The 26,142-nt window shown below is 62.3% G+C and carries 31 protein-coding genes and 2 pseudogenes; 11 read left to right on the forward strand and 22 right to left on the reverse strand.

Annotation, left to right across the window (positions count from 1 at the left end; genetic code table 11):
• Positions 1-2: 2 nt before the first annotated feature.
• From B2W22_RS20200 to B2W22_RS20230, 7 genes are all read right to left on the reverse strand, one after another.
• Positions 3-1,415 (reverse strand): cytochrome c, encoded by a 1,413-nt coding sequence (locus tag B2W22_RS20200; RefSeq protein ID WP_286939352.1) that lies wholly within the window; start codon positions 1,413-1,415, stop codon positions 3-5.
• A gap of 17 nt (positions 1,416-1,432) precedes the next feature.
• Positions 1,433-2,236, reverse strand: a complete 804-nt coding sequence (locus B2W22_RS20205) for an ABC transporter ATP-binding protein (protein WP_286939353.1) — start codon at positions 2,234-2,236, stop codon at positions 1,433-1,435.
• Positions 2,230-3,246 carry an ABC transporter permease gene (locus tag B2W22_RS20210; RefSeq protein WP_286939354.1) on the reverse strand — a complete coding sequence of 339 codons (1,017 nt, stop codon included), beginning with the start codon at positions 3,244-3,246 and terminating at the stop codon, positions 2,230-2,232. Before B2W22_RS20210 ends, B2W22_RS20205 begins: the two co-directional genes overlap by 7 nt.
• Positions 3,233-4,264: an ABC transporter substrate-binding protein gene (locus tag B2W22_RS20215; RefSeq protein ID WP_175138529.1), complete on the reverse strand. Its 1,032-nt coding sequence runs from the start codon at positions 4,262-4,264 to the stop codon at positions 3,233-3,235. Before B2W22_RS20215 ends, B2W22_RS20210 begins: the two co-directional genes overlap by 14 nt.
• 163 nt (positions 4,265-4,427) lie before the next feature.
• Entirely contained in the window at positions 4,428-4,754 is a 327-nt protein-coding gene (locus tag B2W22_RS20220) for a hypothetical protein (RefSeq protein WP_175138530.1), read from the reverse strand.
• Positions 4,755-4,876: 122 nt separating this feature from the next.
• A complete protein-coding gene (locus B2W22_RS20225; RefSeq protein WP_175138531.1) occupies positions 4,877-5,755 on the reverse strand; it encodes an N-formylglutamate amidohydrolase in 879 nt (292 codons plus the stop codon).
• A 2-nt stretch (positions 5,756-5,757) separates the two neighbouring features.
• Positions 5,758-6,747: a Bug family tripartite tricarboxylate transporter substrate binding protein gene (locus tag B2W22_RS20230; protein WP_286939356.1), complete on the reverse strand. Its 990-nt coding sequence runs from the start codon at positions 6,745-6,747 to the stop codon at positions 5,758-5,760.
• 105 nt (positions 6,748-6,852) lie between these two features.
• Here B2W22_RS20230 and B2W22_RS20235 point away from each other — a divergent pair, with 105 nt between their 5' ends.
• Positions 6,853-7,788 carry a LysR substrate-binding domain-containing protein gene (locus B2W22_RS20235; protein WP_175138533.1) on the forward strand — a complete coding sequence of 312 codons (936 nt, stop codon included), beginning with the start codon at positions 6,853-6,855 and terminating at the stop codon, positions 7,786-7,788.
• A gap of 120 nt (positions 7,789-7,908) precedes the next feature.
• On the opposite strand, the gene B2W22_RS28460 is transcribed toward B2W22_RS20235, so the two are convergent.
• The 6 genes from B2W22_RS28460 to B2W22_RS20260 all read right to left on the reverse strand — a co-directional run bounded on the left by B2W22_RS28460 (position 7,909) and on the right by B2W22_RS20260 (position 12,036).
• On the reverse strand, positions 7,909-8,124 hold the full coding sequence (locus B2W22_RS28460; RefSeq protein WP_006388022.1) for a hypothetical protein: 216 nt from the start codon (positions 8,122-8,124) through the stop codon (positions 7,909-7,911).
• A gap of 99 nt (positions 8,125-8,223) precedes the next feature.
• Entirely contained in the window at positions 8,224-9,330 is a 1,107-nt protein-coding gene (locus B2W22_RS20240; protein WP_286939388.1) for an AGE family epimerase/isomerase, read from the reverse strand.
• 147 nt (positions 9,331-9,477) lie between these two features.
• Positions 9,478-9,690: a hypothetical protein gene (locus B2W22_RS20245; protein WP_006218759.1), complete on the reverse strand. Its 213-nt coding sequence runs from the start codon at positions 9,688-9,690 to the stop codon at positions 9,478-9,480.
• A 327-nt stretch (positions 9,691-10,017) separates the two neighbouring features.
• A complete protein-coding gene (locus B2W22_RS20250) occupies positions 10,018-10,242 on the reverse strand; it encodes a hypothetical protein (protein ID WP_175138534.1) in 225 nt (74 codons plus the stop codon).
• Positions 10,243-10,314: 72 nt separating this feature from the next.
• A complete protein-coding gene (locus B2W22_RS20255) occupies positions 10,315-11,061 on the reverse strand; it encodes a sulfite exporter TauE/SafE family protein (protein ID WP_175185020.1) in 747 nt (248 codons plus the stop codon).
• A gap of 63 nt (positions 11,062-11,124) precedes the next feature.
• Entirely contained in the window at positions 11,125-12,036 is a 912-nt protein-coding gene (locus B2W22_RS20260) for a DMT family transporter (RefSeq protein WP_175124035.1), read from the reverse strand.
• 160 nt (positions 12,037-12,196) lie between these two features.
• Here B2W22_RS20260 and B2W22_RS20265 point away from each other — a divergent pair, with 160 nt between their 5' ends.
• Together B2W22_RS20265 and B2W22_RS20270 are read left to right on the forward strand one after the other, a co-directional pair.
• On the forward strand, positions 12,197-12,667 hold the full coding sequence (locus B2W22_RS20265; RefSeq protein WP_006226939.1) for an Lrp/AsnC family transcriptional regulator: 471 nt from the start codon (positions 12,197-12,199) through the stop codon (positions 12,665-12,667).
• Positions 12,668-12,792: 125 nt separating this feature from the next.
• Complete coding sequence (locus B2W22_RS20270; protein ID WP_175124034.1) at positions 12,793-13,026, forward strand: hypothetical protein; 234 nt, start codon at positions 12,793-12,795, stop codon at positions 13,024-13,026.
• 96 nt (positions 13,027-13,122) lie between these two features.
• Here B2W22_RS20270 and B2W22_RS20275 read toward each other — a convergent pair whose 3' ends face one another.
• A complete protein-coding gene (locus B2W22_RS20275) occupies positions 13,123-13,719 on the reverse strand; it encodes a BPSL1445 family SYLF domain-containing lipoprotein (protein WP_175124033.1) in 597 nt (198 codons plus the stop codon).
• Between the two features lie 100 nt (positions 13,720-13,819).
• Complete coding sequence (locus B2W22_RS20280) at positions 13,820-14,020, reverse strand: hypothetical protein (RefSeq protein WP_286939357.1); 201 nt, start codon at positions 14,018-14,020, stop codon at positions 13,820-13,822.
• 242 nt (positions 14,021-14,262) lie between these two features.
• Here B2W22_RS20280 and B2W22_RS20285 point away from each other — a divergent pair, with 242 nt between their 5' ends.
• Positions 14,263-15,216 (forward strand): succinylglutamate desuccinylase/aspartoacylase domain-containing protein, encoded by a 954-nt coding sequence (locus B2W22_RS20285; protein ID WP_175138537.1) that lies wholly within the window; start codon positions 14,263-14,265, stop codon positions 15,214-15,216.
• Between the two features lie 39 nt (positions 15,217-15,255).
• On the opposite strand, the gene B2W22_RS20290 is transcribed toward B2W22_RS20285, so the two are convergent.
• Both B2W22_RS20290 and B2W22_RS20295 read right to left on the reverse strand, forming a co-directional pair.
• Entirely contained in the window at positions 15,256-15,690 is a 435-nt protein-coding gene (locus tag B2W22_RS20290; RefSeq protein WP_239213821.1) for a GNAT family acetyltransferase, read from the reverse strand.
• A 258-nt stretch (positions 15,691-15,948) separates the two neighbouring features.
• On the reverse strand, positions 15,949-16,863 hold the full coding sequence (locus tag B2W22_RS20295) for a PhzF family phenazine biosynthesis protein (RefSeq protein WP_286939358.1): 915 nt from the start codon (positions 16,861-16,863) through the stop codon (positions 15,949-15,951).
• 249 nt (positions 16,864-17,112) lie between these two features.
• Here B2W22_RS20295 and B2W22_RS20300 point away from each other — a divergent pair, with 249 nt between their 5' ends.
• From B2W22_RS20300 to B2W22_RS20315, 4 genes are all read left to right on the forward strand, one after another.
• Positions 17,113-17,355, forward strand: a complete 243-nt coding sequence (locus tag B2W22_RS20300; protein ID WP_279973418.1) for a CrpP-related protein — start codon at positions 17,113-17,115, stop codon at positions 17,353-17,355.
• A 164-nt stretch (positions 17,356-17,519) separates the two neighbouring features.
• Positions 17,520-17,744 (forward strand): CrpP-related protein, encoded by a 225-nt coding sequence (locus B2W22_RS20305; RefSeq protein WP_175185015.1) that lies wholly within the window; start codon positions 17,520-17,522, stop codon positions 17,742-17,744.
• Between the two features lie 247 nt (positions 17,745-17,991).
• A complete protein-coding gene (locus tag B2W22_RS20310) occupies positions 17,992-18,513 on the forward strand; it encodes an anti-virulence regulator CigR family protein (RefSeq protein WP_286939359.1) in 522 nt (173 codons plus the stop codon).
• 171 nt (positions 18,514-18,684) lie between these two features.
• The gene (locus B2W22_RS20315; protein ID WP_218343354.1) at positions 18,685-19,956 is read left to right on the forward strand and encodes a putative Na+/H+ antiporter; all 1,272 of its coding nucleotides are present in this window, start codon (positions 18,685-18,687) and stop codon (positions 19,954-19,956) included.
• A 337-nt stretch (positions 19,957-20,293) separates the two neighbouring features.
• Here the strand turns inward: B2W22_RS20315 and B2W22_RS20320 are convergent, their stop codons facing one another.
• Positions 20,294-21,244 (reverse strand): hypothetical protein, encoded by a 951-nt coding sequence (locus B2W22_RS20320; protein WP_286939361.1) that lies wholly within the window; start codon positions 21,242-21,244, stop codon positions 20,294-20,296.
• A 138-nt stretch (positions 21,245-21,382) separates the two neighbouring features.
• Between B2W22_RS20320 and B2W22_RS20325 the strand changes: the two genes are divergently transcribed.
• The 3 genes and pseudogenes from B2W22_RS20325 to B2W22_RS20335 all read left to right on the forward strand — a co-directional run bounded on the left by B2W22_RS20325 (position 21,383) and on the right by B2W22_RS20335 (position 23,782).
• Complete coding sequence (locus B2W22_RS20325) at positions 21,383-21,559, forward strand: hypothetical protein (protein ID WP_255595390.1); 177 nt, start codon at positions 21,383-21,385, stop codon at positions 21,557-21,559.
• A gap of 39 nt (positions 21,560-21,598) precedes the next feature.
• Positions 21,599-22,411 (forward strand): annotated as a pseudogene (locus B2W22_RS20330) (SOS response-associated peptidase).
• A 114-nt stretch (positions 22,412-22,525) separates the two neighbouring features.
• A complete protein-coding gene (locus B2W22_RS20335; protein WP_218343352.1) occupies positions 22,526-23,782 on the forward strand; it encodes an ATP-binding protein in 1,257 nt (418 codons plus the stop codon).
• An 876-nt stretch (positions 23,783-24,658) separates the two neighbouring features.
• Here B2W22_RS20335 and B2W22_RS20340 read toward each other — a convergent pair.
• From B2W22_RS20340 to B2W22_RS20355, 4 genes and pseudogenes are all read right to left on the reverse strand, one after another.
• Positions 24,659-25,021 (reverse strand): hypothetical protein, encoded by a 363-nt coding sequence (locus B2W22_RS20340; protein WP_286939362.1) that lies wholly within the window; start codon positions 25,019-25,021, stop codon positions 24,659-24,661.
• A gap of 205 nt (positions 25,022-25,226) precedes the next feature.
• The gene (locus tag B2W22_RS20345; RefSeq protein ID WP_255595388.1) at positions 25,227-25,712 is read right to left on the reverse strand and encodes an Rz1 family lipoprotein; all 486 of its coding nucleotides are present in this window, start codon (positions 25,710-25,712) and stop codon (positions 25,227-25,229) included.
• Positions 25,709-25,894: pseudogene (locus tag B2W22_RS20350) on the reverse strand (M15 family metallopeptidase); the annotation flags it as partial. The gene B2W22_RS20345 and the pseudogene B2W22_RS20350, both read right to left, overlap by 4 nt.
• A gap of 12 nt (positions 25,895-25,906) precedes the next feature.
• Positions 25,907-26,119, reverse strand: coding sequence for a hypothetical protein (locus B2W22_RS20355; protein ID WP_286939363.1), 213 nt, complete (start codon positions 26,117-26,119; stop codon positions 25,907-25,909).
• Between the last annotated feature and the right edge of the window lie 23 nt (positions 26,120-26,142).

A 26,142-nucleotide genomic window follows, 5' to 3' on the forward strand; every position in this document is an offset into this window, starting at 1 on the left:
ATTCAGTTGCGCCGCAGGTCGGTCATGGCAATGGGTGCACGGTCCATCGCCAGCAGAATCTCGCCCAGGCCGCGCGCGTTGCTGGCCTCCATGCGCCCGCCCGGCCCGCAGACGTCGTCGGCGCTGGTCCACGCCGGCGCGGCATGCGGCAGCAGGCGCGCGCGCAGCCAGCCGCGGCGGTCCACCAGGAACTGCGCGCCCGCCAGGTCGTCCGGCGGCACGCCGGCGGCCAAGGCATAGGCGTCCCACGCCGCGGGATCCGCCGCCACGCAATCGGCATCCGTTGCGCCCGCACGGCCGCGCGTCAGCGCCACCGTCAACAGGCGCGGATCCTGCGGTTCAGCCGGCGTGCCTGCCGCCTGCGCCACGACGCGCACGGGCAATCCGCGCAGGCCGGTGAGACGGCTCGCGCGGCCATCCCAGCAGGTCAGCGCCACCCCTGGCGCGGGAATCGCCGGCATGCCTGCCCCGCCGCTCGTCCCGTAGGCGTGCAGGCGCAGGAAGTCCAGCACCTGCCATATCTCGTCCGGCCGCAGCGCGGCGTCCGGGCCAGGCATGGTGCGTCCGGCGGACGCGTGTCCGCCGTGGGCCAGCCGCCAATACAGCTCGCCTTCCAGCCGGTTGTCGAACAGCGCGGCGCCCAGAACGCTCGGCCACACCGGCAAACCGGCCGCCAGCGGCCCACGTCCGTCCGCCGCCGCGCCGTGGCACGACGCGCAATGCTGCGCATACAGCCGGCCGCCTTGCAGCACGTTCGTGTCCGAAAACGCCAGCGGCGAACGTTGATAAGAAGTGTCCCGCGCCTCGGTCAGCAGCAGGCGCGGCTGGGGCCAGCTCGTCGCCAGCACCAGCGCAGCGGCAACCGCCAGCAGCGCAAGCTGCCATCGCCGCAAAAACACGGCGGCCACCAATAGACCCAATGCCACCGCACTCTGCGCCAGCGCCAGCCACAGCCGGCTCCACGTATACGGACTGACGGGCAGGTCCGGGTCATACCGCCACGCAAACGGCCACGACACCAGCGCCAGCGCGTCCGCAGGCTGGCGCCAGATCGACAGGGCAAGCAGCAATACCAACAGCCCCAGTGCGCCCAGCGCCGCCGCGACGCCGCGCCGCCACGCCGGTCTGGCGCCGGCTGCCACCTCCCCCGCGCGGCTGTGCAGCCATGCCGCGGCCAGGCTGGCCACGAGCAGGAGGGCCGTCAGCCCCAGCGCCAGATGCCCCACACGAGATCCCAGCAATCCGGGCAGGCCCGGCACCGCTTGCCATGCCAACGCCAGCAGCACGGCGCACGCCGCGAGCGCCCCCGCCGCGACCCACGGCAGGCTTCGTTCCGCACCTCGCCCCGCCGCTCCCGCATTGCCCGCCACCGCCGACCACGCCATCAATGCACCGCCCGCCCCTGCGGCAGCCAACGCAAGCGCCGCCGCGCTCACCACGTCGCGTCCAGCCCCAAGAGGGCCAGCGCGCGATGCCGCAATGCCGCCAACCGCGGATCGCCACGATGACGCGGGTATGGCAGGTCATTGACGATCTCGTCCTTGATGCGCGCGGGCCGTTCGCTCAGCACCACGATGCGTGACGCCATGAACAAGGCCTCCTCGACGTCGTGCGTGACCAGCAAGGCGGTAAAGCCCGTGCGCTGCCACAGCTCCACCAGCTCCGACTGCATGGCGATGCGCGTCAGCGAGTCCAGCTTGCCCAGAGGCTCGTCCAGGATCAGGATGCACGGATCGTTGACCAGCGCGCGCGCCAGCGCCGCGCGCTGCGCCATGCCGCCCGAGAGCTGATGCGGATAGGCCTGGCTGAACGCCGTCAGCCCCACGCGTTGCAAGGCATCGTCCACGCGGTGCCGCTGCGTCTTCAACAGGCCCCGCGCCTGCAGCCCCAGCGCCACGTTGTTCCAGACCGTGCGCCACGGGTACAGCGTCGGATCCTGAAAGACAACGATGCGCGACGGCGACGGGCCTTCAATCGCCGCGCCGTCGGCCAGCAGATCGCCTTGCGCGGGCGGTTCCAGCCCGGCCACCAGCCGCAGCAGCGTCGACTTGCCGCACCCGCTGGGCCCCAGCAACGCGACGAACTCGCCGGGTTTGACCTCCAGGTCGATGTCGTCAAGGACGGGAAGCGCCGCGCCATCCAGATCGAAATGATGATTCACGCCGCGCACCGCCAGCGCGGCCCCGCGCGCGCCGGCAGGTTGGGCGCTGGCGTGCGCCGTTGCTGTGGCTACCATTTCACGACTCCCTTCTGCCAGGCCAGCAGACGATCGCGGCCCAGGAACAGCAATGTGATCAGCCCGGAAAACACCAGCGCCATCACGATCAGCGCCCCGTACATGTTGGCGTACGAGGCCCAGCCCTGCGCCCACGACAGATACCATCCCAATCCCGATTTCACACCCATCATCTCGGCCGCCACCAGCACCGAGAACGACGCGCCCAGGCCCATGAACAGGCCCACGAACACCTGAGGCAAGGCGGCCGGAATAGCCACACGCAGCACCAGGAACCATTCATTGGCGCCCATCGTGCGCGCCACGTCGTAGTACGCGCGGTTCACGCCCGCCACGCCCGACCACGTCAGCACGGTCACTGGAAACCACGTCGCCAGCGCGATCAGGAACACCGCTGCGGACCAGCTGGAGGGAAAGAAGAAGAACGCCATCGGCAGCAGCGCCGTCGACGGCACGGGTCCCAGAAACCGCAGCACCGGATGCACCCAGTACCCCAGCCCGCGCGACCACCCGATCGCGACGCCGGTCAGAAACCCGGCCGCCGCGCCCAGCACGAAGCCGTTAGCCAGCAGCCACAGCGAATTGACGAGGCTGTCTGCCAGACGCTTGTAGTCCGACACATAGACCTCGATCAACGACTGCGGCGGCGCGAAAAACGGGCTGGGCAGCAGTGCGAGCTTGGCCGTCGCGACCTCCCATGCGCCCACCGCCACCGCCGACGCCAGCAGCCACGGCCCGGCCCGATGCAGCGCGCGGATCGGCCGCAGCCGCTCCGCGCCCGACACGGCGGCCAGCAATAGCAAGATGGCCAGCGCCAAAGCCGCAACGCCGAACTCCCGCGTGTAACCCCACGACGTGAAACCGACTTCCACGTTGGGCCACGCGAGCGTGATGCCGCCCACGGCCGCCCACAGCGCCGCGGCGGCCACGCCCGTCTTCCATAGCCGCCAACCCACGGCGCCGGACGCTTGGCCAGCCGTCCCCACCGTCAACGCATCAGCCGAGGACATTGGGCACCACCGCTTGCGCATATTTGTTGATGTCCAGGCTGGCGCTGAGGACCTTGATCGTCTTCAGGTCCTTGGCGTATCCCACGATCTCCTCGCGCAGCGCCGCGCCCGTCGAAGCGTGGCCGTGGCTATGGCTGCGCAGGATCGCGGCCACGCGCTCCGGCGGCACCTTACCGGGTACGTAAGGCGCAAAGATGCGCGCGGTCTCGTCGGGGTTCGATGCCGTCCAGCGCTGCGCATCGATCACCGCACGCGTGATGGCCGCCGCCGACTCGGGATCCTTGCGGACAAGGTCCCCGCGCAGGCCCAGCACGCAGCAGGTGCGGTTCTCGTAATCGCCCTCGATGTTGGTGGCGATCTCGCGCAGCTTGTTGTCCTCGCGCAGCGTGTAGATCAGCGGATCATCGCCCGCGATCGCATCGACCTCGCCCTTTCTCAGCACCTCGCCAAACAGGTCCTGCGGATACTGGCGCCAATCCACCGACTCCGGATCAATCCCCAGTTGCGCCACGCGGATCGCAAAGAAATTCTTCACGGGGCTGGCCTGATCGGACACGGCCACGCGGCGTCCCTTCAGATCGTTCACGGACTTGATGGGCGAATCCTCTGCCGTCAGCAACCGCATGCAGCCGCCGTGCGTGCCGACCGCCAGCTTCACGTCAAACCCCTGCTCCAGCGGCTTGAGCCAGCGCAGCGCCATGCCGATGCCGCCATCGGCGTGACCCGTCGCGATCGCTTCCAGCAACTGATCCGTGGACCCGCTGAAATTGATGCGTTCGACCTTGAGGTTGTATTTATCAAAGAAGCCGCGCTCCAGCGCCACCGACACCGGCGACTGGCACACCGCGGTCTGGCTCCACGCGATCTTGAACGTGCGCGGCGCGGCATTGGCCGCCAGCACGCGCGAGCCCAGCATGCCCAGCGGCGCGGCCAAGCCCGCAGCACCGGCCGCGCGCAACAGCGCGCGGCGAGAAATCCCGTGCGCCGAAGCGGCGCCCGAATGGACTTTCGTATTCATCAACCTTCCTTTTGAGAGACCCAGAATGGCGACGATTGCCAGGGGGCATCATCGGCCTGGGCTCAGGCGTTAGACAAATACAAAGTCGGGATAACAATATGGGAGCGGGCTCCCGGCGCGTGCAAATTGGCTCGTGCAACGACGCGAGAAACGCCCCGTGCAGCTACTCCGGCAACGGCTCCGGAACGCCGTCCGCATCAACGGATTTCACGCGGTCCAGCGCGTTGCGTGCAGCCGACATCGCTTCGATCGTGCTGCGAAAACGCCGGCTCACGAAAATCTCGAACGCCAGGCTTTCGGGTTCCGGCGCAGCCTGCTCCGCGGTGGGATCCGCGTCTTCGGCGGTCGTCGCCGTTACGGAAGTGTTTGCAGGCGCGGCGGCTTTTACAGGCAGACGCCGCGTCTCCAGAAACGCGCGCGGCGGGATGCGCCCTTCGGGCTGGGTCGCATACGCGACCACTGAAAATCCATTGATGATCTTCTCGGACATTGCGGTTTCCTTGAGCGCATTCATGCAAGCGCACCGACACGTTGCACAACGGCCTGCGGCAAGGAAACTTAAGGGCGCAACGTCCGCAAAATGCCGGTCCGCGCGCCGTTATGCAAGCGACTCTATTTTGTCGACGCGATCGCCTGTGCGCGTACCCGTACGAAGGCCGCCACCTGTTCCAGCACGTGCGACAGATCGGCGCGCAGCGAATCGAAGCCGGCATTGCGCTCGCGCGTCGCCTCGTCCATGTAAAGCGGACGCCGGATCTCGACTTGCAGGCTGTGCCGGTTCAACGCTGGCTGGCCGATCTGCGCGATGAGTTGCACGCCCTTGTACGGATCGTTGCGCGCCACGGTATAGCCTTTGTCGCGCAGCGCCGTCTCAATCAATGCAATGAACTCCGGCTCGCACGTCGTGCCGTCCCGATCGCCCAGCACGAAGTCCGCAAGGGGATGCTCGCTGTGACGTCCAAGCCGCTCGTAGGCATCGTTCGGCATCGAATGCAGATTGAGGTGCCACACGGCGCCAAAACGTTCCTCGACGTGCCGGATCGCCTTGGCCAGCGCCGCGTGATAAGGCTCGTAGTACGCCTGGATCCGATGGCGCACCTGCGCCAGCGTCAGCTTGCGGTCATAGATCGGCGTGGCCTTGTCCATGCGCCGCCAGATCAGTCCCTTGCCCAGCCGCGTCTTCTCGCCAGGATCCAGCGGCTCGGGCCAGGGCTCGGCCAGCAGTTCCGGATCCAGATCCTGCAACGTGCGATTCGGGTCGATGTAGACGCGCGGAAAATTGGCAGCCACCAGCGTGGCGCCCAGTGCGGGCGCCGCCGACCACAACGCGTCCACGTGCGTGTCCTCGCCCTGGCGCAATTGCGCCAGCGTGGCCGAGGCCCCGAAATCGTCGGGATAACGCTCGCCGCTATGCGGCGAATCACAGACCAACGGCAACGCGGGCCCGATGGGTTCATGAACGGAAACAGCGGGGAAGTCGGCGGTCGTCATCGTCAATCAGCCTGGATGTTGGCGGTCTTGGCCACTTTTGCATAACGGGCCAAAGCCTGGTCGATCTGCACCTGGAATTCTTGCGGCGTCGTGGGCATCAGCGTACCACCCACGTCTTCGGCCTTCTTGCGGAATTCCGGGTTTTCCATCGCCACGCGAACGGCCTTGTTCAGACGCTCCACCACCGCTTGCGGAGTGCCGGCGGGCGCCACCAGACCAAACCAGCCGCCCGTGCCCATGTCGGGATAGCCAAGTTCGATATACGTGGGCACGTCGGGCAGCAAGGGCGAACGTTCGGCGCCTAGCACGGCCAGCGGACGCAGCTTGCCGCCCAGCACCTGCGGCAACGTCGACGACAGATTGTCCGTGATCGCATCCACTTGCCCGCCCATCACGTCGTTCAGCGCCGGGCCCGCGCCCCGATAAGGCACGTGCAGCAACTTGATGCCGGACAGCATCATGAAGTTCTCGATGTTCACGTGTCCCAGCGAGCCCACGCCCGGCGACGCGAAGCTGTAACGCTCGGGCGCGCCTTTGGCCAGCGCCACGAATTCGGCCATGTTCCTTGCCGGAATGTTCGGATTGATCGCAAAGATGCTGGGCACGGCCAGCACATTGGCCACCGGCACGAAGTCCTTCACGGGGTCATAGTTCATCTTGCGGAACACGGCCGGATTCGACCCGTGCGTGCTCATGGTCGCCATGCCGATGGTGTACCCGTCCGGCGTCGACCGCGCCACCTGTTCCATGCCCAGCGATCCGCCAGCGCCAGCCTTGTTCTCCACCACGATGGTTTGCTTCAGATCCCGCCCTGCGTACTCAGCCACCAGGCGGGCCACGATGTCCGTCGAACCGCCCGCCGCGAACGGCACCACCAGCTTGATCGGACGCGCGGGATAGTCGGCGGCATGCGTGACGCCGCAGAAGGACAACGTGGCAAACATGCCGGCTAGCGCAAAGCGCGCGGACCGGCCAAAAAGACGGCGGGACATGAGGCGACTCCTGGGTTGTTGTTCTGAAGGCCGCCAGTGTCCAAACTTTACGATCCCCTTTCAAACGACTATATTGCACTCCTTCATTACCAAAGGTCATGCTAGATGCGTTTGCATTCGCCGTCGATGTCCGAGCTGCATGCCTTCGTGACGGCGGCCAGGCTGGGCAGCTTCACTCAGGCTGCGCAAGTGCTGTGCGTCACGCAGGGTGCCATCAGCCGTGCCATCTCGCGCCTGGAGGCGCACTTCGGCCAGCCGCTCATGCACAGGAATGCGCACGGCCTCACGCTGACCGACACCGGCCGCAAGCTCTACGATGGCGCGCGGGCGCCGCTGCAGGCGATCGAAACGCTCAGCACGGAGTTACGCGCCGACGACCGGCGGCTGCGCTTGACGCTTTCTTCTGTTCCCACGTTAGCCAGCGCGTGGCTTGTGCCGCGCCTGCCGGACTTCCACCAGCGCCACCCTGACATCCAGCTCGGCTTCTCGGCTTACCGCCGCAACGAAGACTTTTCCGGCGCCACGCCGGATGCCAGCATCCTGTCTGGCACGCCGGCGCAATGGCCCAATTGGCACGCGGACTACGTCATCGGTCGCGAGATGGTGGTGATCTGCCATCCGGAGCGACTGGCGAAACGTCACGCCCAAGGTCTGTGGAGCACGCCGCAGGGGTTGCTCGGCGAGCCGCTGCTGTTTCATACCAACGGCCAGGAAAACTGGTCGCAATGGTTCAGTGCGGCTGGCGTGGCGCGCGGCAGCGTCGCGCTGTCGAACGGGTTTGATCAGGTATCCATCCTGATACGCGCGGTGATGGCCGACATGGGCATCGCGGTGCTGCAACGCTGCCTGGTCCGGGACGAACTGCAGGCGGGCCGGGTCGCCGCGCCCTTTCCAGAACTGGTCATCCGCATCGACCGCGGTTATCACCTGTGCGCTCCCGCACAGCGGCGCGATCACTACGCCCTCGCCTGTTTCCGCCAATGGCTGCTGGAAACCGCCAGCCGCGATCCCGATGTCATGGCGGCACGCGCCCCTTGCTGAACGCCCCGCGCATCGCGCCGCGCCGGCTATCGTCCTTACCTTTCCGCACGCCGAATTCCGCTCCAAAAGCAACGGGCCCCATAAAGGGGCCCGTGTCGTACGAGTGCCGGTGAAATCCGATCAAGGCGCGAGCTTGAAGCCCAGGTCCACGCCCCATTTGTCGGTCTCGCGCAGCCATTTCGCGCCGCAATTCAGGCAGCGGAAGTGGTCTTCGCGGCTTTCCTCCCGGCCTTTCTGCGTTGGGTTGGTAAATCCTTGATGTCCCAGGTGCGAATGCGGCGCTACGCCTGCAAGTCCTGGATTAATGCGTTGGCAAGCCAAACACATAACGCTCATTGATGCTTCCCCACAAACAGTGTTAGCAAATTGTAAGGGATTTCACCAATGTCTTTCTATTAAATCGCCTTCATAGGAGGAACTAAATTGTTAACGTGATTAGCAAACAACGTTTTGTAACGCCGCCAAACATGTTGCCAGGTGATAGGGGGATGTGGAGGGCATATCGGCGCGTATCACGTTTCCGTTTGTATCCAGGCATTCGTTCCAACCTGTGGGGTGCAGGAAGCGGCTGCGGAAATTTGCCAGCGCCGGTTGCAGCGCGGGTAGATCGCCCATCACTGCCAGGGCCCTCAGATATTCCGTCTGCGCCCAGATTCGGCGGGTGTTGTCCGCCACCTTGCCGGACTCGTCCAGCGAGGCGATCACGCCCGCGGCATCGACGCCATGATCACGCGACCACTGCACGGCGCGCGGCAGGGACTCGACAAGGTCCAGACCTTCGAACACCTGCGCCGATTCGTGCACGAGAGACAGCCATTCGAATTGATGGCCGGGCTCCAGCCGGTTTGCAGCACTGCCCTGCAACGCCTCTGATACGCATTGCGTCGGCGCATGCACGAAGAACTGGCTGATGCCTTGCGCAAGTTCGCGCAGATGCTGCGCAAACCAGGCGGGTTCGGCAACCTGCGCCGCCGCCAGATAGGCTTCGGTCAGATGCATCATCGGATTTTGCGCCGGCGGTTTCAGCGGCTGTGCGAAGTCCGCGCTGAGCGCCGCGTGATACAGCGAATCTGTGGTCTTGAAACGCGCCTCGATCGTGCGCGCCGTGGCCAGCATCAGCTTGCGCGCCTGCGCGTTGCGGCTACGCCGGAAATAGGCGGAAGCTGCCAGTACGACGAACGCGTGCGTGTACAAGTCCTGCGTATCGTCCAGCGGCTGACCCGCTGCATCGACGCTGTATCGCCAACCGCCGTGCTCGTCCTGGAACACGCGGCGCAGGGATTCGAACAACCGGTCCGCATGCTGCGCGGCCGCCTCGTCCGGCGCCTGCGCAAAAACATACAACTGGCGCGCGCAAGCCATCGCACGATAACGCGTTGCTGGCAACGGTTCACCGCTGGCGGAATTCAGAGATTCGTAAGGCAGGCCGAGCGTTTCGTTGAAACCGCGGCCCAACCACATGGGCAACACGACCGAATCAAAATGCGCCCGCAGCGCGCGGATATCATCCGCTAGAAAGGAATTGGTCTGTGCGGCAGTCATCTTGGAACGACGCATACCCGACGAGGGCCCCAGGTTTTGGAGCAGCAACGATAACCGAAATCGTCGTCGCCATCTCGAAGGTATGCGCCACGTGCTCATGCACACACAGATCGGTCGTGCCGATCAGCTCCGTCCAGGGTGCAAGCCCTATCGGAAGATATTTTCCTCTACCCAGTTTTGCGCGAAGATTTCCGCGCGATCACGTGCTTCGTCCAACGAAGCGCAGTTGCCCAAGTGGGAAAACGCGGCATCCACTTCGGTGCCGCCCTCAGCCGTAACCGTCAGCAATACGCCATATCCGCCGGTATCCATGGCCGCTGTGGAAACGTCGATCAGTACTTCCTGGTCACGATGCTGCATGTGCTACCTCCCAGTCGGTTACCTAAACGCGCGAACCACGCGTGACGTGCGACAGGACAAAATTACCCGCGCAAAACAATAGACCTGCATCCGTCACGCAAAGTTCATCTTACTGGTCGGACGCAGGGTGGAATACGTCCGAAAGATGTCAATTCCCACATTCCGTCTCAGGATATGCCTTGCCGCACTGTAGGGATGGCATCCAGCACGAAATACTGCGAAAACATTCGCAACCATGCAGTACTTTGCCTGCGGCTGTTCAAATGACGGATATGGTGAACTGCGTAATCGGGCGATTGTCTTACCGCCGCGAAGACCGCAAATGGCTTAGCGCAAATGGATGGCGCCCGGCTCTTCCATACGCAGCGAAAGCCTGCCCTTGTCAGTGATGACCCAGCGGCCATCGGCGCCGGATTCAATGCAGCGCAAGGTTTCCAGCGCCTGCGCGACATGCGCGGGCACTTCGGTCTGGACCGCGCCGGGCTCGTTGTTGTCGGCCACGACGCGTAGCCAATGTCCCAGTTCGCCCTTTTCGAAACGATGCAATGCCATGCGTGATTCTCTCTTGAATTTATCAACGATAGCACGGCCGTCAAGCCCTTTCCGCCCCTCAGGCGGAGGCACTCAGGCAAGCAGGCGGGGCACTGACGACGCAAGCAACGCGATGCCGGATATCGTCAACAAGCCCAGCACCACCCGGCGAAACGCGACATCGCTGATGCCTACATAGACGCGCGTGCCCCATATCGTCGGCACCAGCATTGCGGGCACGATCAATGCAAACAGCGGCAACATGTCGCGCGTGACGACACCGGTCAGCACATAACTGGCCATCGTCACCGCCAGCATCGACAGGTTGAAGTTCTGGATCACCGCGCGCTGCACGTCGCGATCAAAGCCGCGCAAGGTGCACCACAACGTGGGAATCACGCCGGTGAATCCGCCCAGCCCGCCCATGACGCCACCGATCGCGCCGGCCACGCCATCGGCCACCTTGCCCCCCACCGTGATGCGCGGCATGCGCGCGGCAAACAGCATGATCGGACACCAGATGGCGAGCAGTCCGCCGATGAAGGCCTTGAACACCACGGGGTCCAGATGCGGCAGCACTTTCACGCCGAGCGGAATACCGAGCAATCCGCCGACAACGAACGGCAGCAGATGCGCCATGGCAAAGCCGCGGCGCACGGTGAAAGCCGCCAGCAACTGCCCGGTCAATGCGCCGAACACGGCCATCGCCGCAGCAAGCCGCGGGTCCACGGTCCAGGCCCAGAACGACATGGCCACCATGCCGAAGCCAAAGCCCGACAGGCCTTGCACAAAGCCCGCGGCCATCGCCCCCAACACGACCACTACGTATAACGAGTCCATATCTGCAGCGCGTTCCGCATCACCGGCCGGGACCATTTCCGGCGCACGCCATTCTAGTGCGTTCTAGGATGGACGCAGCGCGAGCGGCCGCCGCAGGCGCGTGGCCAACGCGGAAGCCGCGACGCTGGCGGCGATCAGCGCAAGTCCGAGCGCCAGGTCTGCCGAGATGCGTTCGTGGAACACGACGGACGACACGATCAAACCGATCACCGGCACGCACAGCATTGCGATGGACGTCGCGGCGGGCGGCAGTTTCTGCGTCATGCCCAGCACGACGATGAACGTCAGCGCCGTGGCAAGCGGTCCGGTGTACAGGATCAGCGGCCAGGCCTGCGCATCGCCCAGAAAGGTCGGCGCGCCGTCGCGCAGCCATGCCAGCGCGGCCAGCGGGATCGTGGCCATCGCGGTTTGCCAGGGAATCATGTCCGCGCCCAGCCGCACATGGCGATTGGCGCGCAACTGGATGATGTTGCAGGCCCAGGCAAACGACGCGCCCAACAGCATCACGAGACCGATGACGGTATGCGCCTGCCACGGGCTGAATGCGGGCGCGACGATGACGCCGATGCCGGCGTAGCTGAGCGCCGTCGCCAGCCATTGGCCCATCGAGAGGCGTTCCTTCAAGATCATCGATGACAAGGGAATCACCCAGATGGATGTCGCATAGGCAATGACCGAGGCGCGGCCAGGCGCCACGTATTGCAGGGCCCAAAGCGCCAACGCCGTGAACGCGCCCATCTGCAGCAAGGCCACGCCCGCCACCAGTGGCCATTCCTGACGCGTGGGTAAGCGCAAGCGGCCCAGCGCCGCGAGCACCAGCACGCTGATCAGCGCGGCGGAGCCGAAGCGGCTGGCGGCAAGCCACAACGGACTCATGTGCGCCAGGCCCAGCTTCATGACGGGCCAGTTTCCGCCCCAAATGGCAACCGCACCCGCGAGCGGGAGGAACTTGCGAAGACTGCCGTGCTGACTCATTACTACCCTGCTCTGCCGCTGATTATTCTGCATTTCGGCCCTATGACCGAAGGACGGAACAGTCTATAGGGTAAACCCCAGCATTTTTGACCGCTTTCTGCGCCAATAACCGGCATACTCAGCACAGATGCACTGCCAACCTGCCGCTTGAAGGTCACTTATGCCGGAAATCAACCTGGATGCCACCGACATCCGCATCCTGAATGAACTTCAACGCGACGCCCGGCTCACCAACGTTGAGCTGGCCGCGCGCGTCAATCTGTCTGCTTCGCCGTGCCTGGCGCGCGTGCGGCGACTGGAAACCGAAGGCCTCATCGATCGGCGTGTCACGCTGCTGAATGCGCGCAAATTGGGCCTGAAGGTCAACGTCTTCATCCAGATCTCGCTGGACAAGCAGCGCAAGGCCGCACTCGACGTGTTTGAACGCGAGATCGCGGTGCTGCCCGAAATCATGGAGTGCTACCTGATGTCGGGCGACGCCGACTACCTGATCCGCGCGCTCGTGCCGGATGTCGATGCGCTGGAACGTTTGATCGTCGAACACATCACACGCATCCCCGGCGTGGCAAGCATCCGTTCCAGCTTTGCCCTCAAGCAGGTGCTCTACACCACCGCCGTGCCGCTTGCCTGACGCCGCATTTCGTATCCATCCGGCGCTTGCGGGATTGCGGGGGCCGGCCCACAATGAAAACGCATGACGCCGGCTTTTCCTGATCGGCGTCAGCACCCCTCCCATCGCTTAGCAAGGAGCAAACCATGCCCGAAACCGAATGGTTCCCCGGCAATTCGCTACCCGATCGTCAGGGTTACTTTGAAGTGGAGTTCGCCAGCGGCGAAACCGAAATCACGCGCTATGGCATGTTGGGCTGGGAGCCCGAAGAAGAGCGCGGCCACATCCTGCGCTGGCGCGGGCTGGATCCGCACATCGAGCAAGCCGAGATCGAGCGCGAAGCAGCCCTGCGCAACAACAGCGACAACGTGATCGGCTGAACGGCCGGCACACCGCGCGGGGCGGGTCCAACGTGCCCCGCATAAAACAAAACGCCGCGGAAGAATCCGCGGCGTTTTAACTGGGCGCTTGCCCGATCAGCGATCGAGCTTCGAGATCTTCGTGCCCGCGAGCGACACGCCCGCCATCAGGCCACCGTTGTTCATCACAAAGCCCACCACCGGCTGCTGAGCCGTGTTGGTGTCGATGCGGCCATTGGCGCCGATGTTGACCACCGCCACCGTGGCGTCCGCGCCAACGGTCCAGCCGCTGCTGTTGCGGAACTTGTTCAAGGCGTCGTCCGTCATGAACAGCAGGATCATCGCCTTCGATTGCGCGCCGGCCTGGAAGCCGATCGAGCCCGCGGTCGTGCTGTAGTAGCCGGCATTCTGCCCGCCCACGCGCAGCACGCCCTTGCCATGTTCGGCGCCCACGATGAAGCTGCCGCTCAGCACGTCCGGAAACACCAGCACGCCCTTGGCGCGTGCCACCAGATCCTTGGACTGGGGAGCGGCTTCATAAAGCTTGGCGAGGGTCGCGTTGGCCGCGCTGTTCATCGACTGCCGCTGCTCGGACGTCGAGGCGGCCGGCGACTTGCTGGGCGTGGTCGTCGTGCAACCCGCAAAAACGAGACCGGCGGCGCCAATCGCGATCGCCATGCCGGTGCGGCGCAGAACAGGAAAAGTGTCGAACATGGAGCTCTCCTTTTGTTGTCATACAGGGACAACTGTACCGGGCATTCCAGATCCGACAAGTCAGACGAATGTGATAAACGAAACAAAACACTAGCGAGCGCTAGAGGATTCCGTAGCGAGGTTCACCGGTGTACTCGTCCACGGACAGGATGCCGGAGAGCACCAGTTCGGCATGGCGCCGTGCACTGACGGGGTCGTTGAAGGTCACGAAGCGGGGCAGTGACCAGCGCCGCGCAACGGTCTCGTTGCCGTCGCGGCTCACAAGTATTTCAATAGCCAACACGCCGGTATTCAAGTCCACGACTTCGCACTGCACTTGAAAACCATTGATATGACGCTGTGGCCACCCACTCATGCTGCACCTATGAATTCCGACTGCCCGGCCGCAATATGCCCCAAAGAAAAAGGCTTGGAAAGCGAACTTTTTTAGGGGTAAAAACGTACTAATCCACCTAGTGCTGAGGCATCTTGAAGATCGCAAAAATGCGATCAAAAACGCTGTTTTCCCGCTTTGTCTTCAACATCCACCTTCAACCAACTCTCATGACCACACCTGCCTTCGAACCTGATACCGCTCCGCTGGAAGTCCTGCCGCGTGACCTCTCTGCCTACCGCGAGGGCAACACCGGCATTCCCTATGTGCACCGCTTTGAATCCGGCAAGCCTGGGCCGCACGTGCTCATCAACGCCATCACGCACGGCAACGAGATCTGTGGCATGGTGGCCGCCACCCATCTGCTGGACACGGGCGTGCGCCCGAAGATCGGCACACTGACGGTCAGCTTTGCCCACGTCGAGGCCTACGAGGCCTTCGACATCGACCGGCCCTACGACAACCGCCAGCTCGTCCACAACCTGAATCGCATCTGGTCCGCCGCCATGCTTGACGGCGCGGAAGACAGCCCCGAACTGCGCCGTGCACGCGAAATGCGCCCCATCCTGGATGCCGCCGACTTCGTGCTGGACATCCATTCCACGCGCGCGCCCGTGCAACCGTTCTGGGTCTACAACGAGATGGACCGCAACACCGCGCTGGCCGCGGCTGTCGGATCACCGCAGGTCCATCTGGTCATGCCGCAAGACAAGTTTCCGGGAACCGGTGTCATGGGCTACGGCCATCACGGTGACCCGCTGTCGAACAGTGGCGGCGCGCTCGTCGTCGAATGCGGCCAGCATTTCGCCCGCTCCGCCGCCGACCTCGCCACCGACGTCACCCTGCGCTTTCTGGCGCATCTGGGTCTCATCGACACCCCGGCCGGCACGCCGCCCCCGCCCACCCCGCAACGCTATCGCCTGCTGGAGGTCCACATGGTGAAGTCCGAAGACTTCACCTTCACGCGACCCGTGATCGGCTTCGAGACCTTCGACAAGGGCGAGCTGATTGCCATGAACGGCACGGAAGAAATCCGCTCCCCATGCGATGCGTGCACGATCTTCATGCCCACGCGCATGCCGATCGTCGGACGTGAAGCCGTGTATTTGACGCAGGCGATTTAAGACCGATGATTCGAGGCGGGTATTTCGTACCCGCCATCTTCAAAGATCCGGAATCAGGCGCTTGCCCATGCTGATCACCGCGTCCTCCTGAAACCCCAGGCTGTCGTAGAAGCGCTTTACCGCGATGTTGTCCGAACGGATCAGCAGATTGATTTTCGGACACCCCATCTCCAGCAGCTTGCGCTCCACGGCCCGCATCAGCGCCGTGGCGAACTGACGCCGCCGATGCTCGGGCGAAACGGCCAGATAGTTGATCCAGCCGCGGTGACCGTCGTAGCCGCCCATCAGCGTCGCCACGATCTCGCCGTCCAGCACGCCTACCAGAAACAGATCGGACTGCACCGTCAACTTGCGCGCGATGTCCTTGCGCGGATCGTTCCACGGACGCGTCAGCCCGCAGGCGTGCCACAGCGCGATAAGCGCCGTCTCGTCGGTCGGATGAAAAGGCCGGATGGCGAGGTCTTGATGAGACATGCTTCATTCCTTGTGATGAAAGAATGAAGGCCTTGCGACACGCCTCGGCGGGGGAAATACGGCAAACAAAAAAGCCACGAGGGTATCGTGGCCTTCTGAAATAAGCGCCGGAAAATCGGCGCCCGAACACGGCTGGCCACTCAACGTAGACGTCGAGTGATTCGTCGGAAATCTGCGCGCGTTGCGGCAGCGATATGCGAAGTGTTCATGCGCAGCAGCATACACGAGGCCGTCTTCCGCCAGCAACGCGCATCGCCGTCAGTCCGCCGCGGGTGCAGGCAGCGTGCCTTCCATCACCACGACGGCCTGCCCCGCCACGCTGGCCCATACGCCGTCCTCGCGCGGTTCGGCATGCGCCAGCAGCAAGCTTGCGCGCCCCATATCCACGCCCTGCCCCACCCGTAACCGCAGAACGCCCTTGCCCGCCAGCGATGCCCGCAGCGCCGTGACCGCGGCTGTCGCGCTACCCGTGGCGGGATCTTCGGTCATCCGGCCGGTGAGCATGCGCGCCTGGATATCGGTGGGCGCGTCCATCGCCTCGCCCGCCGTGTCGGTGGTGTAGACATAGATGGACTTTGCGCCAAGCTGCGGCATCAGGGCCGCGTAACCGCCCAAGTCCGGCACCGCGCGCCGCAACGCGTCGCGGTTGGCAAGCTGCACCACCAGAAACGGCAGGCCCACCGACGCCACCATCGGTGCGTGCGTCGACACGTCAATGTCCGCAACCTCCAGCCGCAGCGCGCTTGCCACCGCATCCAACGGCGCCTCACGGCCGCACGACAACGGCTGCGGCGCGCGCAGCTCCGCGCCCTGCAACCCGTCTTCGCCGTACGCCAACGCAATCCGCACCAGGCCGGCTTCTTCTTCAAATACGAAGGCTTGCGGCGCAGACAGCCCTGCCGCGATCTGCTCGCGCGCCAGCACGACGGCCGTGCCGACATTCGGGTGACCGGCAAACGGCACCTCGCGGTCCGGCGTGAAGATGCGCACACGCGCCGTGTGGGCGCGGTCTTGCGGCGGCATCACGAAGCTGGTTTCCGAATAATTGAATTCGCGGGCAATCAACTGCATCTGGCGGGTGTCCAGCCCCTGCGCGTCCAATACAACAGCCAGCGGATTGCCTTGATAGGCGTGGCCGGTGAACACATCGGCGGTGACGTAGCGGTAGCGCATCCAAGCATCCTCAAGATCCGCCTGAAGCCGGCGGGAAGCGGAAATTGTGCGTGCCGCAAGGCGGTCGCGAAAGGCACAGAGCCGCGAAATTGCGCGCATAACAGACGAGGCGCGGGGTGTCCGGGACGATCACGCGCGCGGTCTGCATGACACCCGCACCGCCTCGGTTGATGCGCGCAGACTATTGAAAATCGCAGATGCCTACGGAATACTTTGCGTCCCGTGCATCTACTTTTGGAGAGTATTGCCATGCAACGCGAAGACATCCAAAAGCTGGGCGCTCAAGCGGCCCGCGACGGATTGAGCTTGTGGGACTGCCCGTATTACCGTGCTGCCGCCATGCCGGGTCACACCGGCGAATCGATTTCGCAATGGCGCGGCAAGGTCGAGGCCTGGGAAGCCGGATGGATGGAAGCCACCGGCGGCGGCCAGGCCCCACCCGGCATCCGGACACGTTTTGTGCCGCGCACCATGTCGCTGCTGGTTATTTGATGAAGTGAAAGGCGCCCCGGGAAACGGGGCGCTTTGCATTGGCGATGCGGGGACGTTGGCGCATGTCTGATCCATCCCGCTATTTCTTCGCGTAACTTTTCTGGACACGAATCCTGATCGCGCTCATCTTTCGGCTTAGGACCTTTCCCTGCAGGAGGCGCAAAATGGATGACCCCGTCCACAAAGCCGGCCAGGAAGCCGCCCGATATGGCGTGCCGCTTTCCGCTTGCCCCCTCATGAAAGAAGCCAACATGCCAGGCCATACGGGCGAATCGCTACCGATATGGCGCGCCAGGCTGGCCTCCTGGGAAGCAGGCTGGCGCGAAGAAACTGAAGCCCGCCTCGCTGAACTGCAACGCCGCCGGCTGATACAGCAATCGTTCGATTAAAGACGTGGTTGCGGGCATTGCGTCCACCGTCGTCGGGAACGCGGTTTGCTACGGAACTGACACCGCAGCGGCGTGATTGTCTTTCGATCAAGCAGAGGGCGGTTACGCACACTCCCTCCCTCTCGCCGCTGCGGCCCCTTCCCCCCTGCGCACGCAGTCGCTTACAAATGATCAGGTCCGCAAACCCTAAAAATGTTTGCCCGCCCTAGAATCAGCCTGCCAGCCTCAGGCTGAGTAGGAGCGAGTCATGACATTCAGGGCCAAGCCGGGATTTATTGCAGCCATTTCCTGTATTTTTTTGAACACCGGCGCATTCGCCGCGCCGCCAGAGGGCAAAGGCAAACCTGACAACCCAGGCCAGAGTCAGGGGCAGGGCCAAAACAAGGGCGGCGGAAAAAACAATAACAACGGCAACGGCGCTGGAAAAGGCTATTCCGGTAGCGGCGGCGGATCAAACGGCAAAACCGGCAATTCCGATAGTTCCAGCGTCACGCTGCGCTTTGCAGGCATCACGGTCTCAACCGCCAGAACCTACGCACATGAGTACGGTCTGTCGGGCTACAGCCAACTGCCGCCCGGCATCCGCAAAAACCTCGCACGCGGAAAGCCCCTGCCTCCAGGTATCGCCAAAAAAATGGTCCCCGGCCCAATGCTCGCTCGCCTCCCCGCCTATCCCGGGTACGAATGGCGAATCGCCGGCTCGGATCTTGTACTTGTTGCCATTGCGACGGCTGTAGTCGCGGATGTGCTGATTGATGTGTTCAATTGATTGAGTACGGCGGCGGTCGGACTGGAGGTCCGTGAGGTTCAATATCGCCCCCTCGAATTGCACGGTCCGGTCCCTTCAGTTTGATACACTGCCTGACTGGGTGTCAGGCGTCTTCCTTCGCGCTGGCAGGTCAAAGCGCTGGTCGGGCCGCCGCGCGGAACCCCCACGTCCATGCAGACCAGCACCACCCACGCCCTCGACATTGCAGCCGCCATCATTTTTGCGCTGGCGCTGATCCACACCTTCACCGTCAAGCAGTTCGAGCGGCTATCGCACCGCTACCCTCGCCACGCCGGTTTGTTCCATCTTCTGGGCGAAGTCGAAATCGTCTTCGGCTTCTGGGCATTTGTGCTGCTTATCGTCATGGCGATGGCCGCCGGCGGCGCAGAAGCGCTCGCGTACGCCGAGTCTCGCAATTACACCGAACCGCTGTTTGTATTTGTCGTCATGGTAGTGGCGGCGTCCCGCCCGGTACTCCAGACTGTCATGGCCGCAGTCAACCTCATTGCCAGGAAGGTGCCCTTTCATACCTCCGTTGCGACGGCGTGGTTGGGCCTGGCCGCGGTACCGCTGATGGGATCGCTGATCACGGAACCGGCCGCCATGACCATCGCTGCCCTGATGCTGGCGCCGCAACTGTTCCGGCCCGTAATCCCGGCTGTTCCCAAGTACTTCGCGCTTGGCGTGCTGTTCGTCAACATCTCGATCGGAGGAACCTTGACGGCCTATGCCGCCCCTCCCGTCTTGATGGTTGCTGCAACCTGGCAATGGGATTCCGCTTTCATGCTGGCAACCTTTGGCTGGAAAGCCGCGATTGCCGTCATCGTGAACGCGACCGTTGCGACACTCATGATGCGCAAGTATCTGCTGCAATTGCCGACTGAAAGCGTAGGCCGGTCGGAAAGGCCTCCCGTGCCGCTCTCGGTTGTTCTGGTCCATCTGGCCGTGCTGGCGGCGGTCGTGGCACTGGCGCACCACCCTGTCGCGTTCATCGGCCTCTTTCTGCTGTTCCTGGGTTACACCCAGGCGTACGAACGGCATCAGAATCCGCTGATCATCAAAGAAGCGTTGCTCGTTGGTTTCTTCCTGGCTGGGCTGGTCATCCTGGGAGGCATGCAGGGCTGGTGGCTGCAACCCATCATCTCGAGCCTGGAACCGCTAGCGTTGTTTTTCGGATCTCTGTCGCTCACCGCGATCACCGACAATGCCGCGTTGACCTACCTGGGTTCGCTGATTGAGGGCATATCCGACGAATCGAAGTACATGCTCGTGTCGGGCGCGGTTGCGGGCGGCGGCTTGACGGTTATCGCGAACGCACCGAACCCTGCGGGCGTAGCGCTGCTGAAACGCGGATTTTCGGACGAGACGATCAGCGTTGGCGGGTTATTGCTGGGTGCGTTGGGGCCCACAGCCGTTGCGGCTGGCGCATTGCTGTTTTTATAGGATGCAAAGAGGGGGCTAGAACGGTACGCGCGGGCGCCACGAAACGCGCGTACTCCACGGCATCTTGTGAATTTGGCTAGAACCAGGAACCTGAGCCCGCAAATGAGAAAGGCCGTCAGTGATTTCTCACTAACGGCCTTGGAACTCTTGGTCGAGATGGCGGGATTCGAACTCGCGACCCCTTGCACCTCATGCAAGCAGAATTATAGAAATTCCAAGAATTTCAACAACTTAGGCGGTTGGCTCGCTGAAAACCATGCGCAACACCGCTCTGTGATGGTCAACAACGTCCCGCAAATCTTCCGCAGAAACAATGGTGGGCGGGCGACACTCAGGGCTACCCTTCACCGCCAGATTGCGCCTCCAAATCGGCCATTGCACAAACCTGCACTACCAAGTTAATACTCGTCTGGAATGAGCTCCATTTCCGGTGGGCGCGTGCCACATGTCTTTTGAGTTCGTCCTGATTGGTATCTTCTGTATAGACGACGATCTGCCGCACTTCCGTAATGCCCCAATGGGCGAGCTCCGGGACCTGGAGATTTGCGTACATGTTCTGTAGCTTAAAAGGCAAATTCGCTCCCGAACTTGGCCCGGCCAAAAGGACATCTACGACGGTCAATTGCCAGGGATCCCCAATTACAGCGTCGACTGCGAAAACACCACCGAGAGTGACGTGACGCTGTAATTTTTCACCATATTGATTTTGGAGCATCTGGAAGACCAAGTCCTCCGCGTGGTAGTAGAGCGCAAGCATATCGCCGCCTTGCTCCAAAACGAACCTGCCACGACGCGTTTTTATCCAGTTACTACGATACGTTCGTGTAGGAGCATCATTCTCTGCAACTGCCGCAGTAGCCTCCGCACGTCCCTCCGGCGAGGCCTGCGCTGACGGTTTGGCGGCCGGTTCGTCACTATCTTGTGTTCTGCCGTCTGTGTCATCAACCCCAGACTCCTCTTGCGGGGGCACTGAAGAAGCTGTCGCCGCGTCAGCAGCTGCTTGCATCTGAACCACGCTATCTGGAGTTGGCGTAATCTCCAACACCCCCAGCTTGACACCGCTCCCGGTCATTATTCGATGATGAAGGGCAACGATAAGGCGGGTCATCGGCCCCTCATACCTCTTGGCTGCCCAAAAAATCAAGCCCGCCCAAATCGCAGTCGTTACGACCTGATGTGGAATTACAGTAATGAGGCTTTTTACCGCATCTACGTAAGCAAGATAGTCGGTCCACGCAGGGGCAAACCGCTGGCCTGCGGCCATCAATGTATCGGCAAAATCCATCATCCTCTCTTTCACTGTTGACACAGATTTGCAGCATATACACTATGTAACATAAGGCGCGAAAGTTCTGCGAGCCAGAATGACGCGCCCATAATTCGAGTTCATCGGAGATCTCACTCTCGACTGCCTCTGGAGTGTTCCATGTGCACCCACTACCAAACCCTCAAAGACGCCGAGTTGCTGCTGAAGAAATTCGGCGTGACCAGGCCAGGGGTGCTCGGCAAGTACGACATGTGGCCACGGTACCAGAGCGTGTTTGTCCGCCGGCCGCCAGAGCATGACTCCGGCGACGAGGCCGTGACCGGTATCGAGCTGTGACGGGCCGCTGGGGCCTGATATCTGGTTCCACCAGACGCGCTGGCTGTCGCGGAGGAGCTTTCCACGTTTAACGCGCGCGACGACCGCGTTGCCAGCGCCTTCACCTTCCGCAACGCTTGGCGCCGCGCGCAGCATTGCATTGTTCCTGCCGAAGCCATCTTCGAACCCAACTAGCGACCCGGCAAGGCTGTGGCCACGCGATTCACGCGGGCCGACGGCGCGCCGCTCGGGATAGCCGGGCTGTGGGATCGTTACCGGGACGCGGCCGGCCAGTGGCACGAGAGCTACACGATGCTCACCATCAACGCCGACCAGGATCCGCTGTTCCGCCACTACCACCAGCCCAATAAAGAAAAACGCATGGTCGTGATTCTTCCCGAGGGCGCGTATGGCGACTGGCTGACCGCCAGCCCCGATCAAAGCCGCGACTTCCTCGAACCCTTCCCCTCCGACAAGCTGGTCGCAGCTCCGATGACCTACCCCCGATTCTGCCCCCTCAAATACTGTACATACATACAGCTTTTCGCCCGCCGAAGTATGCTTTGCTCGGTCGTACGCACCCACTACCTCGGTCAAAAGCGCCGGGACAATGACCCCGCACCAGCCGTCACCGGCACCGTGCGGATGTACTCCATCACCCGCCAAGACATGCGACGTCAGGTGCGCGTCATGACAATGGACGGTCTCGCCAAGTTCGGCGCGACGGCGAAGGGGCCAACACCTGACCTGCTGGAGCCGGAACTGCTCACCTTCTGTTCCGACCGTGAAATGATGGTGTACGGCTTCGAAGAGATTAACGGGCGGCGCTATTACCAGGGCTGGTGGATGCAGTGGTGCGCAGGGAACGAATAAGAAGCCGTTTGTTGCATAAATCCTACTATTAGCCCAGACACTAAATTTATAACCTTGTTGACTAGAATTAGTCGTTGGGCTAAATTCACTCCATCCACATTACAGGCCTTTCTTATGACGCGCCCCACTGCCGCCGATTTGTACCCTTCGCGTGCACCTCAAGTGCCGAAGGAAAATATGGGCATGGTGAATCCCTACACGCCGGGCGCCGGGCACTCACCCCCTTTCCTTGCTGGCCGAGCGAATGAACGTGCAGACGCGGAGCGTTATTTCGACCAAACGACGATCTTGTGCAATGTCGTTCTCACCGGGCTTCGCGGTGTGGGTAAGACGGTCCTGCTGGAGGATCTGCGCCGTCCCGCGCGGGAAAGGGGATGGCACTGGGTCTCCACGGATCTCTCCGAATCCGCATCGGTATCCGAAGAAAATATGGTGACCCGCCTACTAGCCGACCTTTCTGTTGCCACGTCTGGATATCAGGTTATCGAACAACGACCAGCATCGAGCTTGGTGTCTCCCGCGTCGACCATCGTACGACGACTCGACCACCAACATCTCCTGAGCGTTTATCAAAACACCCCGGGCCTTATCGGCGACAAGCTTAAAGCTGTGCTTGAATTGTCCTGGGAGGCTATAAAAGCAGCCGGGGGACGCGGAATCGTCTTCGCCTACGACGAGGCACAGAACCTTGCAGACCATGCTCAAAAGGAGCAGTACCCTCTCTCGATGTTGTTGGACACGTTTCAGTCCATTCAAAGGAAAGGCGTGCCGTACATGCTATTGCTAACCGGCCTGCCGACCCTTTTCCCCAAGCTTGTAGAAGCTCGAACATACTCAGAACGTATGTTCCACGTGATTACCCTTGATCGACTCGAGCCAGCCGATTCCGAAGCAGCTATTACGAAGCCGATTGCTAACTCTCCGATGCAATTCACACAGGCTGGGATCGAAAAAATTGTCGAAGTCTCCGGAGGTTATCCGTATTTCATCCAATTCATATGTCGTGAGTGCTATGACTTGGTATTGCGCGGAGAGACATTGGACGATGAGCGATTTACGTCAATCGTGGCCAAATTGGACAACGATTTTTTCTCGGGACGATGGGCGCGTGCTACAGATCGGCAACGAGACCTGATGACTGTAATCGCGAACTTACCCAACGCCGAAATGGAATTCTCGGTCCAAGAAATTGTCGAGGCTTCAAAAACCGCTGGAATGAAATCATTTTCTAACAGCCACGTAAACCAAATGCTCGGCTCACTTGTGACTGCGGGGCTTGTTTTTAAGAATCGATATGGCCGATATGCTTTTGCCGTACCGCTTCTTTCGCACTTCATCCTGCGGCAAGCGGATTTACAGGACCGACTATGACGGTCGCCAAAATAGAAAGGGCCTCGCAGCGCGCCAACGCCGTGAAGCCCAGGGGAAAAGAGCACCAAAGCCTTCGGTCGCTCTCTCAGATGTTTCGAACGAGAAACCTGTGGATTGTAGGTCTTTCGAGATCGCGCGGTCAACGACTGAGTTGTTACGTAAGGCACTCCTTACAAGGAGGGCAAGATGGCTCATTTTCTGAACCGTCCACGCCTCGTCCGTGTTCGGACATACACCCGGGTGCGCTTCGGCAAGCCTGAGCTCGTATGCCAACACTGGCGCTCCGCGCCGCGATAGGCGCATTGTCGTGAAGGCGCGGGCTCGGCTTCGACTGGCCCGCCCCAAGCGATCAAGCGCTTTGCTTAATCACTCAATCCACACTGAAAGGAGCCGTCATGGCTACTAAAACTGTTCGCATTGGCCGAGATGCCGGAACCGGCAAATTCATCCCGGTGAAAAAGGCTGAGCAACGCCCTAGGACAACCGTGATTGAAACGGTTCGTCGCCCGGCACCCGCCAAGCCCAAGAAGTAGACGCCGCGTAACTCGCCCCTTCCTTTCCAGGGAAGGGGCGTTTTCGCACGCCCCGTGTCCGCTCGAGCGGACGGCCGAAGGCGGTGCTATTTCGCGGAGTGACCACACCTGGCTCACGAGTTGCCAGCCCGCACATCATCGTATGAACGCCCGCCTATCAGTCCCGCGATGCGTGCGCGGCCTGCAGTTCCCGCAAGTTCTCCAACTCGGCTGCTATCCGGGCCGAGCATGTAGGTAAATAGATCGAAGGGTCGCCACCAGCGCGTTCCCTTAGCCCTGGCGACAAACTTCGATCGAAACGAAGTGCCCAAAGTGTCGTTAGATTTTGGGCGCTTCGCTACGCTCAAGAGTCATTGGGGTTTACTCCGTTAGCCCGGAAAAATTCGTAGGCTTGCAGTTGGACTGCGGCAATATTATCCAACAGCCTTTTTGCCTGCACCAGCACCTCATCAAGCGCTTTGGCGAACTCAAGCTCGAATTCTTTGAGCGCTACATACCCAGCAACGTCATTGGCTTGCGCCTGCAGCTTTGCAATTTCACGTTGCGCGGATCGTCCCCCGCGATCAACATTTTGCGCAAACTCTTGGTAGTCGATCAAGACACCGCCGTACAGTTGGAAGATACTGTCATTCCCTAGACGGTCAATGGCGCGCTGCTCCAACCGCGCCCGTTGTGCCGCAATATCGAGGAGTTGCAACTCAATCACGGCTTTTTTCCTACTAGCCTCTCTGATAAGAAGCGCTCCCTCTGCTGCCCGCCTGCTATCTCGCACTGGGGCGGTTTCCGTGAACTTCCGCAGCCAACCCATGACTCCTCCATATCCTAGACGGCAACAACTGGGCTTATACACCACGGTCAGTGTCTCGGCACAGACGGGAGAAGGCGCGCCTGGCAAGCCTGTAGCTGCGCGGTCAGCTTCCGGATACCGGCTCGTAAGGCGAAATAATCCGATCGAGCAGTGGGATCAAGTTCGGGGCGGGTTCCATGATCCACGCCGGTGGCGATTCCGGTTCCGGGCACTCTACCACCGGTGGGGGGCTGCTGGTCGCGTGGACGCGCAGCCGTTGGGCGCCCAGCATCAATATCAGCCCGCAGGCCGTCATCTTCGATTGCGCACTGCTCAGCCCTCCATATGCGGCCCACTCGGCCATCGCGTTTCGTTCATTGATTACGCCCACCGCGGCGTAGCGCCGCTGCAGGATCTCGCGCGCCTGGCGCTGCGCCTCCGACACGCGGTCGGACTCATCTGAGCGCATCGTGGCAATGTCCGCGCCATAGCGCCAGCCCTGTGCGGTCCAGGCCGCACTGCCGGCTGCCAGCGCGCCAGCAAGCGCCGCGGCCGCGTAGCCACGCCAATCAACCAGAATGCCTACCAGCTTCCCACCGGCGGCCATCATGCTGCTGCCTGCCAGCCGCGGGGCAGTTGGAAATGCGGTCCGTCCTTGAGCGTCCTCCAGTCCCCGCCCCACTCCACCGGCACGCCTAGCTCCGCGGCGCAGGCCTTTACCACGTCGGCCAACTCTTTGAACCTGGCCCATTCGTTCCACGGAATGGCGCCACCGACAAGCGGCGCCAGATCGACGGCATGGCCTTAGCCATCCGCCTGGCGAAGGCGCAGGCCGTTCGCGGCTTGGCTTTTGCCTGCGGCCACCAGATCGCGCTGGCGCTCGGACGTCCGCAGGCCTTCCACCACTGTGAAATCCACCGCCGTTCGTTGAATCGCCAGTTTGACGATTTCGACAAGCTGGGCGTATACCCCCTCAAGGCGCTGTAGACTGCGCGCCGACAAGGCAAATCCAGACATAGTTGCTCCCAAAAAAACGCGCC

The sequence above is a fragment of the Achromobacter sp. UBA4530 genome, assembly GCF_002388205.1.
GTDB lineage: Bacteria > Pseudomonadota > Gammaproteobacteria > Burkholderiales > Burkholderiaceae_B > Achromobacter > Achromobacter animicus.

What these genes read in the sequence shown, in the direction of transcription:
- B2W22_RS20320 (WP_286939361.1), bottom strand. Translation starts at nt 21,244, where the DNA reads ATGATGGATTTTGCCGATACATTGATGGCCGCAGGCCAGCGGTTTGCC.
- B2W22_RS20250 (WP_175138534.1), bottom strand. Translation starts at nt 10,242, where the DNA reads ATGGCATTGCATCGTTTCGAAAAGGGCGAACTGGGACATTGGCTACGC.
- B2W22_RS20305 (WP_175185015.1), top strand. Translation starts at nt 17,520, where the DNA reads ATGGATGACCCCGTCCACAAAGCCGGCCAGGAAGCCGCCCGATATGGC.
- B2W22_RS20355 (WP_286939363.1), bottom strand. Translation starts at nt 26,119, where the DNA reads ATGTCTGGATTTGCCTTGTCGGCGCGCAGTCTACAGCGCCTTGAGGGG.
- B2W22_RS20315 (WP_218343354.1), top strand. Translation starts at nt 18,685, where the DNA reads ATGCAGACCAGCACCACCCACGCCCTCGACATTGCAGCCGCCATCATT.
- B2W22_RS20225 (WP_175138531.1), bottom strand. Translation starts at nt 5,755, where the DNA reads ATGACGACCGCCGACTTCCCCGCTGTTTCCGTTCATGAACCCATCGGG.
- B2W22_RS20270 (WP_175124034.1), top strand. Translation starts at nt 12,793, where the DNA reads ATGCCCGAAACCGAATGGTTCCCCGGCAATTCGCTACCCGATCGTCAG.
- B2W22_RS20255 (WP_175185020.1), bottom strand. Translation starts at nt 11,061, where the DNA reads ATGGACTCGTTATACGTAGTGGTCGTGTTGGGGGCGATGGCCGCGGGC.
- B2W22_RS20210 (WP_286939354.1), bottom strand. Translation starts at nt 3,246, where the DNA reads ATGTCCTCGGCTGATGCGTTGACGGTGGGGACGGCTGGCCAAGCGTCC.
- B2W22_RS20240 (WP_286939388.1), bottom strand. Translation starts at nt 9,330, where the DNA reads ATGACTGCCGCACAGACCAATTCCTTTCTAGCGGATGATATCCGCGCG.
- B2W22_RS20295 (WP_286939358.1), bottom strand. Translation starts at nt 16,863, where the DNA reads ATGCGCTACCGCTACGTCACCGCCGATGTGTTCACCGGCCACGCCTAT.
- B2W22_RS20245 (WP_006218759.1), bottom strand. Translation starts at nt 9,690, where the DNA reads ATGCAGCATCGTGACCAGGAAGTACTGATCGACGTTTCCACAGCGGCC.
- B2W22_RS20260 (WP_175124035.1), bottom strand. Translation starts at nt 12,036, where the DNA reads ATGAGTCAGCACGGCAGTCTTCGCAAGTTCCTCCCGCTCGCGGGTGCG.
- B2W22_RS20220 (WP_175138530.1), bottom strand. Translation starts at nt 4,754, where the DNA reads ATGTCCGAGAAGATCATCAATGGATTTTCAGTGGTCGCGTATGCGACC.
- B2W22_RS28460 (WP_006388022.1), bottom strand. Translation starts at nt 8,124, where the DNA reads ATGAGCGTTATGTGTTTGGCTTGCCAACGCATTAATCCAGGACTTGCA.
- B2W22_RS20290 (WP_239213821.1), bottom strand. Translation starts at nt 15,690, where the DNA reads ATGTCTCATCAAGACCTCGCCATCCGGCCTTTTCATCCGACCGACGAG.
- B2W22_RS20215 (WP_175138529.1), bottom strand. Translation starts at nt 4,264, where the DNA reads ATGAATACGAAAGTCCATTCGGGCGCCGCTTCGGCGCACGGGATTTCT.
- B2W22_RS20345 (WP_255595388.1), bottom strand. Translation starts at nt 25,712, where the DNA reads ATGATGGCCGCCGGTGGGAAGCTGGTAGGCATTCTGGTTGATTGGCGT.
- B2W22_RS20335 (WP_218343352.1), top strand. Translation starts at nt 22,526, where the DNA reads ATGACGCGCCCCACTGCCGCCGATTTGTACCCTTCGCGTGCACCTCAA.
- B2W22_RS20230 (WP_286939356.1), bottom strand. Translation starts at nt 6,747, where the DNA reads ATGTCCCGCCGTCTTTTTGGCCGGTCCGCGCGCTTTGCGCTAGCCGGC.
- B2W22_RS20265 (WP_006226939.1), top strand. Translation starts at nt 12,197, where the DNA reads ATGCCGGAAATCAACCTGGATGCCACCGACATCCGCATCCTGAATGAA.
- B2W22_RS20310 (WP_286939359.1), top strand. Translation starts at nt 17,992, where the DNA reads ATGACATTCAGGGCCAAGCCGGGATTTATTGCAGCCATTTCCTGTATT.
- B2W22_RS20275 (WP_175124033.1), bottom strand. Translation starts at nt 13,719, where the DNA reads ATGTTCGACACTTTTCCTGTTCTGCGCCGCACCGGCATGGCGATCGCG.
- B2W22_RS20235 (WP_175138533.1), top strand. Translation starts at nt 6,853, where the DNA reads ATGCGTTTGCATTCGCCGTCGATGTCCGAGCTGCATGCCTTCGTGACG.
- B2W22_RS20285 (WP_175138537.1), top strand. Translation starts at nt 14,263, where the DNA reads ATGACCACACCTGCCTTCGAACCTGATACCGCTCCGCTGGAAGTCCTG.
- B2W22_RS20300 (WP_279973418.1), top strand. Translation starts at nt 17,113, where the DNA reads ATGCAACGCGAAGACATCCAAAAGCTGGGCGCTCAAGCGGCCCGCGAC.
- B2W22_RS20205 (WP_286939353.1), bottom strand. Translation starts at nt 2,236, where the DNA reads ATGGTAGCCACAGCAACGGCGCACGCCAGCGCCCAACCTGCCGGCGCG.
- B2W22_RS20325 (WP_255595390.1), top strand. Translation starts at nt 21,383, where the DNA reads ATGTGCACCCACTACCAAACCCTCAAAGACGCCGAGTTGCTGCTGAAG.